Here is a 10,358-nt window from a genome sequence, read left to right as displayed (position 1 = left end):
CCCTCACTGTCCTGCCGGACATCTCTCCCCGTAAACGGGGAGAGATACGCCGTCCGCATCGATTTCGCCAAACGGGACGGTTGGTGATTTGCGAAAGCGGTGATGGTAGCCACTCTCTCCGCATGCGGGGAGAGATGTCCGGCAGGACAGTGAGGGGCGGCGCTAACGATGACGAACATGCGCTGCCGCCAGGGCGGCGCGCTGGAACAGAATGACACTGGAGAATTGACGTGAAAGCCAAACTGGGCATGTCCCCCATCGCGTGGTGGAATGACGATCTTGCGGAACTGAGCGATGACGTGTCGCTGGAGGAGTGCTTGGCGCAGTCGCGTTCGGCAGGGTTCACAGGCATGGAGCAAGGCCGTCGTTTTCCCAGCACACCGGAGGAAATGCTGCCGATCCTGAAAAAGATCGATGTCACCCTGTGCGGCGGCTGGTTTTCCGGCACGCTGGTCAATGAGGACATCGCCGCTAACAAGGATCGCATCCAGCCGATGATCGACCTGTTCAAGGCGGTGAATGCGCCTTGCATCGTCTATGGCGAGGTCGGCCGCTCGATCCAGGGCGACCGGACGAAGCCGCTGGCTGGCAAGGCGGTGCTCTCCGACGACGAGATGAAGGTCTACGCCCGCAAGCTGACCGCGTTCGGCGAATGGTGTGCGGATCAGGGCATGCCGCTGTCTTATCATCATCATATGGCGGCGGTGGTGCAGTTCGAACACGAGCTCGATGCGTTCATGAAGAACTCGGGCGAGGGCATTCCGCTGCTGCTTGATGCAGGCCACCTTGCCTTTGCCGGCGGCGATGTGCTGCGCGCCATCGACAATCACCACAAGCGCATCAATCATGTCCATGTGAAGGACGTGCGCATGGAGATCATCCAGGGCCTCGACTGGTCAAAGCAGTCCTTCCTCGATGCGGTGGCACTTGGCGCGTTTACAGTTCCGGGCGACGGCTCGCTCGATTTCGGCAAGATCGTGCAGAAGTTTGCCGACTACGGCTATGAAGGCTGGTTCGTCGTCGAGGCCGAGCAGGACCCCAGGAAGAATCCTCCGCTCAAGATGGCTGAGGTCGGCTACAAGGAGTTGATGCGGGTAATGACAGCTGCCGGCTACACGGTCGAAACTCAGGGCTTTCCTGATACTTGAGCCCGGCGCCGGGCCCGACTACGATCTGAAACGGTTCATCGGCGAGGCGGTGCTCAATTGATCCAAGACCAGAACCATTCTTTCCTGCGACCACTGTGGAGGCGCATCGCGCTGGTTGCGTTTTGCGCCGCATGGTCGATCTTCGAGTTTGCAACCGGGTCTGGTTTTTGGGGCACCCTCGCCGGCGGCATGGCGGCGATCGGGGCGTACCAGTTCCTGATTACATACAAGCCCGATGCCGATACCGAAGCCGACAAGGAGTGAACGGATGTCGAAACTTCTGATCAAGCCCAAGCACGGCACCGGGCGCGTCACCCATGTGACGCCCGAAAGCGCCGGCTGGACCTATGTCGGCTTTGACCTGCACAAGCTCGAGCCCGGCGACACCTATGGCGACTGGACGGCCGACCGCGAGACCTGCCTGGTGCTGGTCTCGGGCAAGGCGCATGTCCGGGTCGGCGAAGATGACCTCGGCACGCTGGGCGAGCGCATGTCGCCTTTTGACGGCAAGCCGTGGTCGGTCTATGTGCCGGCCGGCGGCGATTGGTCGGTGCGCGCCGAGACCGATTTGGAGCTTGCCGTTTGTACGGCGCCCGGCCTTGGCGGCAACCTACCGGTGCGGGTGATCGGACCTGACGACGTCAAGCAGGAGACGCGCGGCAAGGGCACCAACACGCGTTACGTCACCAATATCCTGCCCGAAGGCGAGCCGGCGGATTCGCTGCTGGTGGTCGAGGTCATCACGCCGGGCGGGCACACGTCGAGCTACCCGCCGCACAAGCACGACGAAGACAATTTGCCAAACGAGTCGCAGTTGGAAGAGACCTACTACCACCGGCTCAACCCGCCGCAGGGGTTTGCCTTCCAGCGCGTCTATACCGAGTTCAACGATGCGGGGCATCGCGACCTCGACGAGGCGATGGCAATCGAAGACGGCGACGTGACGTTGGTGCCCAAGGGCTATCATCCGTGCGCGGCATGCCACGGCTATGATCTGTATTATCTCAACGTCATGGCCGGGCCGAAGCGGACGTGGAAGTTCCACAACGCCAAAGAGCATGAGTGGCTGCTGAAGGCGTAAGGGTCGTAGCGAAGCTTGCTGTCTACAGCGCCCCAACAAGCTGGCGTGCTGCCTTGGGCTGCGGGTTGAGCATGATGTAGCTTGGCCGGGTTTCGCGCTTCAACCGCGTGAGTAGCGCCCTGGTCTTGACGATCAGCGCGTCGTCGCGTCTCGCCGCCTCAAGCTTGCGCTGCAGCACTTCGAGCGTGTCGATGGCTTCTTCGCTTTGGTCAAGCTCGGCGAGGCTCTTGGCGAGCGAGAACTGCGCTCCGTCGAAATTGCCGTCCAGCTCGAGTGTGCGGCGGAACGCCTCGACGGCACCAAAGTGGTCGTCGAGCGCCTGCGCTGAGAATCCTAACCTGAACCAGATCTTGGACACATTGGGCGCGACTTCCGTCAGTGTCGTGAAAAGCTGTCGTGCTTCGCGATGATCGCCTTTGTCGGAAAGCAACTGCCCTAGGCCATAGAGTGCCTTGGCATGCAGCGGCTGGGTCCCGAGGATCTGGCGATAGCCGTTTTCGGCACGCGCTAACTGGCCCCCTTCATGAAAACGCGTCACCTCTGCGAATACGCCTTCGAGCGAACGGGGATCGAGCCGGTTGCCGACGTTGAGCCCGTCCTTGGTGTAGATCATGGCGCAGCGGATCTTGCTCTCGGTAACGCCGAACGCAAACTTGTAAGGCTCGTCGCCGCGCAAGAAGTCGTACGTGCCAAAGCCGCGTTCGATGGCAAGTCGGATGCTGTGACCGTGCAGGACGAGACCGACGGGGATCGATGTCGCTGTTTCGTCGCGGCCGGAGATGTAAAACAGCATCTCCCTCTTGACCGGATCGACGAAACTCGCCAGCGCGCCGAGCGGCCTGTCGCCTTGCCACAGCACAGGCATGAACAGCGATCCGGTCTCAAAGCTGGTGCGTAGCACCACCTTGTTGTGGCGAATAATCGACTGCAGCCGGTCGCCCTTGCGCGCGCCCCAGCGCGTTCGCCAGAAATCCAGCATCATGTCGATATCGCGATCAAGCGTCTCGGCGGTCGCATGCGTGATGCGTAACTCGCCTGCGTCGACCTTGCGCATGAAGCGGCGCAGCTTCTGGCGGGTGTTGGAGCTCAGCACATTGTCGAGATAGTTATCGAAACTGTCGGGCAGGGTGGCCGCAAAGCAGCGGCAATTGTCGACATTGTCGGCCTTGTTGACACGGTTGAACTCGCGCAACGCCAATGTCTCGCGTGGGAACTGGCCGAGGAAGGCCAAAAGCCGTTCGTCCGACATGCGGACGTTTTCGAGATGGATATTTGTCCAGGCCAAGTCGCGCATGTGGCGCCCGAAGGCCTGCATGATCTGCAACGCGAAGGCAGGCGTGCAAAGGGCACCGGTGTAGTCGGCGGCATAGTTGCCGGCCATATTGATCTCGTTTGAGAACTGCCCCGTCTTGGTGTCCATGCGCGTGCGCAGCCGCAATGGCATCAGTCCTACATAGGGCGTTCCCGGCCCCTCTAGGCGGGCAGCGAGAATGAACCAAGTGCCCTCATATAAACGCAGGTGCCGTGAGAGCCATTTCCACGAAAGGAAGAACTGCGCTTCAGGGTCTTCATCGTAGATCCGCTCCCAATCTACCCTGAGGTCATCGAGCTTGCCCGGCTCGGTGATGACGTCGATCTGCATGCTTTCCCCCACGCGTTGGCTTGACCTCGCTCACCGCTCCATGAATGCGCGCGACATGGAGTCTGCGATCGGCTTGGTCAGATATCTGAAGAAGGTCCGCTCTTCGGTCTGAACCAGCACCTCGGCAGGCATGCCAGGCGTGGGCGTGAAATTATGTACGCGTGCGATTTCGCTCATCGGCAGGCTGATGCGGGCGACATAGATTTCGCGCGGCGCTGGCCCCGAATTGTCGGGGAGGGCATCGGCGGAGACATAGATCACTTGGCCGTTGAGGACCGGGGTGGTGCGTCGGTTGAGGGCAGAAAGCCGCACCGCCGCACTCTGGCCGACGCGAACGTTGTCGATGTCGGAGCGGGAAATGAGCGCTTCGATCACGAGCGGCACCTCGGACGGCAGGATCTCCAGGATCGGCTTGCCGCTTTCGATGACACCCCCTGAGGTGTGGTAATACATGCGCACGATGGTGCCGGCCACCGGCGCGTTGATGGTGACGCGATTCAGCACGCTTTGAGCCTGACGGAGTTGTTCGCGAACGGTATCCAGATCGCCCTCAAGGTTCTGTAGCTGGTCGAGTGCTGCCTGCTTGTAGGCGTCTTCGGCCTGCTGGATCTGCTGTTCGAGTTTGATGATCTCGGCGCCGGTCTCAGAGACTTCGGCTGCTAACCGGCCGATCTGGCCTTCGGCATCGGCCATGGCGCGCTGGATCGACTTGAGTTCGGTCGCCCGGAGAAGGCCCTTGTCGGCCAGGGTCTTCTTGCCGGCGTACTCCTCCTTCATCAGTTCCAGTTGTCTTTGGACCGCGTTGTGCTGCTGCTGATAGCCCTCGGCTCGGAAGCGGAAGGCGGAGATGTTTTGTTGCAGCAAGCCGATCTCGCTCTGGAGTTTGTTGCGCGCGCCTTCGAAGTTCAATTTCTGGCTATCGACGATCGGCTTGATCTCAGGGTCGTCGATGTTGTCGGTGACGTCCTTCGGATACGAAATCTCGGGGGAGCGGGTGACCTCGGCAGTCAGGCGCGCAGCGATGGCATCCAGGCGCACCTGGCGCAGGAACAATTGTCGCTCCGTCGCCTTTGCCGCTGTCTCGTCGAGGCGGATCAATGGCTGGTCGTAGCGGACGTGATCGCCTTCGCTGACCAACAGTTCCTTGATGATGCCGCCTTCCAGATGCTGGACGATCTTGTTTTGTCCTGAAGCCACGAATGAGCCCTGCGCAATGATTGCCGCGGCGAGCGGGGCGGTGAACGCCCAGGTGCCGAAGCCGCCGAAGGTGAGGGCGATGAGCAGCAGGCCGACCTGGGTTTGCTTGGTGATCGAGCGCGGCACGTCTGCGTACCATTCGAGATCATGAACCTTTACGATTGCCGAGTCGCTCATTGCATTGCCCGCCTATTGGATCTGATGGCCGAAGGAACCGCCTTCAATGCTCAGGCCGCGCTGGGCGAGAGCCTGGAGGACGTCCTGCCGAGCGCCAAACAACGCCACCGTGCCGTTGACCAGCAGCAGGATCTTGTCGACGCTCTGCAGCAGTGCCGGCCGCTGGGTAATGGTGATGACGGTGATCTTGTTTTCCTTGGCGTGCTGGAGCGCCCGCGCAAGGGCGACGTCGCCGGCCGCATCGAGATTGGAGTTCGGCTCGTCCAGCACGACCATGCGGGGGTTGCCGAAGAAGGCGCGAGCGAGCGCGATACGCTGCTTCTGGCCGCCTGATAACGGGGCTCCGTCGGCGGCGACAAATGTCTCGTAGCCATGCGGCAAGGTGGCGATCATCTCATGCACGTCTGCGAGTTGGGCTGCCTGGTAGATTTCGGCGTCGGTGGCATCGTCGCGCATACGGGCGATGTTGGCCTTGATCGAAGCAGGGAACAGCTGGACGTCTTGCGGCAGGTAGCCGATGTTTTCGCCGAACTGGCGCTGATCCCAGTTGCGCAGGTCCATCAGGTCGAGGCGGACGTTACCCGAAGTCGGCAGGATCGACCCGACCAGCATCTTGCCGAGCGTGGTCTTGCCGGCGCCCGAATTGCCGATGACGGCCAGGGAATCTCCCGGCGCCAGCGCGAAAGTGATGCCGTTGAGCACCACCCGCTTGGTGCCTTGCGGCACAAACAGCAGCCGCTCGACATCCAGACGCCCTTCGGGGCGCGGCAGGTTGAGCCGCTCGAAATTGAGCGGGGATGACTGGAGAAGACTGGCGATGCGGCCATAGGCGGCGCGCGACTGGATGACCTGGTTCCAGCCTTCGATGGCACCTTCGATCGGGCCGAGCGCACGGCTGGCGATGATCGATGCGGCAATAACCATGCCGCCGCTGAGATGGCCATCGAGCGCCAGATGGGCACCCCAGCCAAGCATCGCGATCTGGGTGAGCAAGCGGGTTGCCTTGGAAGCGGAGGCAAAGGCGATGTTGCGGTCCTGGGCGATAACCTGGGCACGCAGCGAACTCGCCGTGTCCTTGCCCCAGATGCGGACCGCTTCGGGGATCATCGCAAGCGCGTTGATGATCTGCGAGTTCCGGGACATTGAGTCGAGGTGCAGATTGGCCTTGCTCTGGAATGAGTTGGCCTCGCTGAATGGCGCTTCGGTCGAACGCTGGTTGATGATGGTGATGACCAGAAGGATCAATGAAGTCGTCACGACGATGAAGCCGAGATGTGGGTGCACCATGAACACGGCGAGGACGAAGAGTGGCGCCAGCGGCGCATCGAGCAGCGTCAGCAGCGTGCCTGAAACCAGGAAAGAGCGGAGTTGCTGGAGATCGCTCAGGGTCTGGTATTCGCGGCCGTTCGAGTGCAGCGCCGCGCGGGCGGCAGCACTCAGGATCGGCGCGCCAAGCTGGGCTGCGACCTCGACGGCGGTGCGCATCAAGATCAAACGACGGATGGCGTCGAAGATGGTCTGGAGCACCACTGCGCCGACAATCACGATCGTCAGCATGATCAGGGTATCGACTGAGCGGCTGGTCAGCACGCGGTCGGAAATCTGGAAGAGATAGAGAGGTATCGCCAGGACAAGGACGTTGGAGGCCAAGGTGAACAGCATGACGATCAAAAGGTTGCGCTTGACGACTTTGAGGCCTGTTTTGAGCGAGGCGGAAAAATCGACGGGTCCCAGGCGCTTGTGAAAGACGCCCCCGCCACCTCCGCCGCCCCCGCCCCCGCCATCGATGTTGCCTCCGGTCGGTCCGTTGGTGTCGGGCAGCTTTTCCCTGGCTTTGATCGGTCCGTTGTCGGCGTCGATCACCTTGCCGACCGGTGTTGCGGGCTTGCCCTTCATCTCGGTCTTGGCTTGTGGCTCGGCAACGCGCATTTCGGGAGGAGGGGTTTTTTCTGGTGCGGCCTGTGTCTCGCGTGCCGGCTCGACGGGTATTGGGCGGGGCGGAACAGGGCCCTGCCGATCCGCGACCGGAGTCTCGGAAATTGCGCGCTGGGCCGGTTGAGGCTGGGATGGCGGTACGACTTCAGCAGGAGGCGGGGAGGCGCCTTGTGCTGAAATGCTCCGCTCGGCAGATGTCACGATTGGCGCGGCGGCCGACGGGCGCGCCGGCGGTGTGTGCGGACTGGCAGTGTCGGCGAGAGGCTCGGAGGCCGGGACGACGACATCAGCTTGTGGGTGCGCCGTTGCGGCTTCAGCCCTATTGTCGGCTGCCTCGTGCAATTCGCCGATGACGTTGTCGATGTAGCGTTCGAGGCGGTCGAGGGCCTCTTCCTGGGACGCGACGGCACTCGACAATCTCTCTTTGTCTTCCTGTACGGGCTTGGCCTGCACTGGCTTCGGACGCGGCTGGGGGCTTTCCCCCAGGTAGTCGTCATCCGGCGCGTTGTGGAAGACGCTCCAACCCTGCTCGCGGTCGTCAGTCATGTTGTAATCCTTTGAAGGGCTTAGCCCAGCATGTGCTGCATGACGTCGGCCGATGCGGAATCGGCGGGTTGTGGTGTGATGTGGTCGTTGATGTGAGGCGCGCTGCTTGTGTCGCCGGTACTGTCGGTCAGGAAGGCCACGGCCTCGTTGACGAGAATGTCGGGGTTCTGGGCCCCCATGTCAGGGGCGCTCGAAACGAGATTGGCCTGGATCAGGATTTCATCGGAGTAGTGGTCGCCGCCGACATAGATTTTGTTGGCGCCGTCGACGTCGACGATGGTCGCGTGGTTGACCAGCTGATTGCCACCTGTGGCGATCGTCCAGTCGGCATTGGGATCCGGAGCGATCTTATTCATCGCCAGAGCTATCTGGTCGCTGTCGCCCATGATCGTCGTCTGGTTGATGTATTGCAGATTGTAGATGTCGCCGGAAATGTAGAGCACGCGCAGCAGTCCAGAGCCGGCGAATGCAGGATCCTGGAGGATAGATTCCGACAAGTTCTTGTTGCCGGCGGCAAGATCGTCATTCGCCTGCTTATAGGCGTCAGGTAGCGCCTGGTGTTGGCCGGTGCCGACATTGATGATGTTTGCCTGGTTCCAGGTCAGGTTGCCAGCGGTTGCGACCGAGCCATGGCCTGTCGTTTCAAAGCCTGAGACGGCTCCGATTGTGTCATTGTCGATCAGAAGATTGAATTGCTGGATGATGCTTGCGTCATAGACGTTGCCGCCGACGATGATGAGATCGTAGTTGTGCCCGAGTTCGTTGAGGTCGGCGGCGTTGAAGGCTGTGTTGTCGCCGGTCGATACATAAGTCTGCACGCCTGACGACGCCGCAAGGACGATGTCGTTGTCGGTCACGAAGCTGAACTGGTTGATCCAGTTCATCATGATCAGATCACCAGTGATCTGAGTTACCACATAATAGGAGGGGAATTCCGTGGCAGCTTCGGCCGGTGCCTGATCGGCAGTCGGGTCGATGTGCTTGAACATCGCGATGTTGAAGCTCTCATCCGCTGCAGCCTGACCGGGGTCGAAAGGCCAGCCACTGACGGCTGCACCAATGCTGTCGATGTCGCATGTGGCGTTGATCTGGACGATCGCGTTGACCGAGACGTGATCGCCGATGACTGCCATGACGCTGGCGGAAGCCCAGTCGTTGACCACCACGGCGGAATTGATGACGGTATTGTCACCGGTCGAGATGTTGACGCTCGGGTTGATCGCTCCGTCGCCCCAACCATGCATGAACTGGCTGGAGTCGGGGGCCACACTCATGTTGAGCGGGCCGTTGGGGCCTTCTTCCGTAGTGTCTTTGTTCTTGAGATAGTCGACGTAGTCTTCCATCTTGGGCGTGTCGGCCTCGTCGATGAGCTGGCCGTTGACATAGGTGCCCTCGATGGTCGTGCCCTTTGTCGTGAAAATCTCCGCGTCGCCATGACCGTCGGCGCTGAAGCTGTCCAGCCGTGCGGCCGCCGTGGTGACGAACAGCGCCATGTCCTGGGTGGAGCCTGGAAGCGTCAGATCGTCGATCGGGTTGATGTTGGACGCTGCCTGGTGCAGCGCTTCCATCTGGCTGTCGTCGACCGGAGGCGGCGTGAATTTCAACCCGCTGCCACCGACGCTGACATAATCGTTGTCGTTGAGACGAATCTCCTGGTTGATGACGATCGCCAGAGAACCTGGCGGGTCGAGCACCGGCAGGTGGACGTCCATCGACTGGTGGCCAATTGACCATCCGTGAATCGATATTTGAGAAAAATCATGGTCCGGCGGGGAAAGGAACGTGCCAGCAGGTATGGGAATATCCATCGGTGCCAAATGGACATATGGCAGCACTGACGCCATTTCGATGCCAGGCTTCGCAGGCTGATATGGCACGTATGGATCGAAATCCTCCAGTTTGTGGGAGGCATCAATCTTGATGGTGTAGGTCGGGTGATCGGGCAGTTTTTCGTCTGCCTTATGCGCGGCCCGGAATTCGTCGTAGGCCTGCTTGATGCGTGCTTCTTCGTCGGCTGTTGCGAACAAACCGGCGAAATGGACAATCGCCTCGGTGACCTTGCCGAAATATGCGGAATACATGATATCGCCTCCGCCCGGAGTTCAGGCGCGGTGAGGCTGATATAGGGGCTCCACCGGCCGGGAAGGACTGCGCGGGGGCTCCGCGCAGTCCAGCTTGCTTGGCCTCGTATTGACGAGGCCGAACGTGTCGCCGCTGGCTACAGTGTGCTGTGGTCGGTGCCGTCTTCGCCTGCCAGCGTGTGATGGTAGTCGCCACCCACCACGGTCATGTCGACCGTGTTGCCTTGCAGGTTGGCGCCCATCACGATCTGCTGGTTGAAGGCACTGGTGTCGATCGTGGCGTCGGAATGCGCCGAGCTCGAGCCGGTGACATAACCGTCATCGCCATTGCCCGAACCCCACGTGCCACCGTCGCCGCCAGCGCCGCCAGCGCCGCCCATGGCAATACCGCCTGCGCCGCCGAAGCCGCCGGCTCCACCCAGTGCGAGGCCGCCCACAGCGCCGCCGCCATAGCCGTCAGCCCAGGCGCCGCTCAACGCATGCCCACCGTCGCCGCCCCATGCACCGGCGAGACCGCCAGCGCTGGCGCCGCCAGTCGCATCGCCATTGCT

At 61.3% G+C, this 10,358-nt stretch carries 7 protein-coding genes and 1 pseudogene; 3 read left to right on the top strand and 5 right to left on the bottom strand.

The features are described 5' to 3' along the window. The first annotated feature begins 230 nt into the window (after positions 1-230). Genes iolE through iolB form a run of 3 tightly spaced genes read left to right on the top strand, consistent with a single transcriptional unit; the run spans position 231 to position 2,229 of the window. Positions 231-1,148 (top strand): myo-inosose-2 dehydratase, encoded by a 918-nt coding sequence (gene iolE / locus AC1DWF_RS26955; RefSeq protein ID WP_476783139.1) that lies wholly within the window; start codon positions 231-233, stop codon positions 1,146-1,148. 57 nt (positions 1,149-1,205) lie between these two features. After that, complete coding sequence (locus AC1DWF_RS26950; protein ID WP_476783138.1) at positions 1,206-1,412, top strand: DUF3329 domain-containing protein; 207 nt, start codon at positions 1,206-1,208, stop codon at positions 1,410-1,412. 4 nt (positions 1,413-1,416) lie between these two features. Then, entirely contained in the window at positions 1,417-2,229 is an 813-nt protein-coding gene (iolB, locus tag AC1DWF_RS26945) for a 5-deoxy-glucuronate isomerase (RefSeq protein WP_476783137.1), read from the top strand. A 22-nt stretch (positions 2,230-2,251) separates the two neighbouring features. Here iolB and AC1DWF_RS26940 read toward each other — a convergent pair whose 3' ends face one another. The 5 genes and pseudogenes from AC1DWF_RS26940 to AC1DWF_RS26920 form a co-directional block, all read right to left on the bottom strand. Next, on the bottom strand, positions 2,252-3,871 hold the full coding sequence (locus tag AC1DWF_RS26940) for a GNAT family N-acetyltransferase (protein ID WP_476787907.1): 1,620 nt from the start codon (positions 3,869-3,871) through the stop codon (positions 2,252-2,254). 30 nt (positions 3,872-3,901) lie between these two features. Then, positions 3,902-5,245 (bottom strand): HlyD family type I secretion periplasmic adaptor subunit, encoded by a 1,344-nt coding sequence (locus tag AC1DWF_RS26935; protein ID WP_476785845.1) that lies wholly within the window; start codon positions 5,243-5,245, stop codon positions 3,902-3,904. Positions 5,246-5,257: 12 nt separating this feature from the next. Beyond that, entirely contained in the window at positions 5,258-7,726 is a 2,469-nt protein-coding gene (locus AC1DWF_RS26930) for a type I secretion system permease/ATPase (protein WP_476787908.1), read from the bottom strand. 20 nt (positions 7,727-7,746) lie between these two features. After that, positions 7,747-9,807: a type I secretion protein gene (locus AC1DWF_RS26925; RefSeq protein ID WP_476787909.1), complete on the bottom strand. Its 2,061-nt coding sequence runs from the start codon at positions 9,805-9,807 to the stop codon at positions 7,747-7,749. A gap of 137 nt (positions 9,808-9,944) precedes the next feature. After that, a pseudogene (locus tag AC1DWF_RS26920) lies at positions 9,945-10,358 on the bottom strand (hypothetical protein); the annotation flags it as partial.

The organism is Aminobacter sp. P4_D5 (assembly GCF_056401815.1).
Note: the sequence above shows the minus strand (reverse complement) of the source record. Positions and strands in the feature narration are given on the sequence as shown.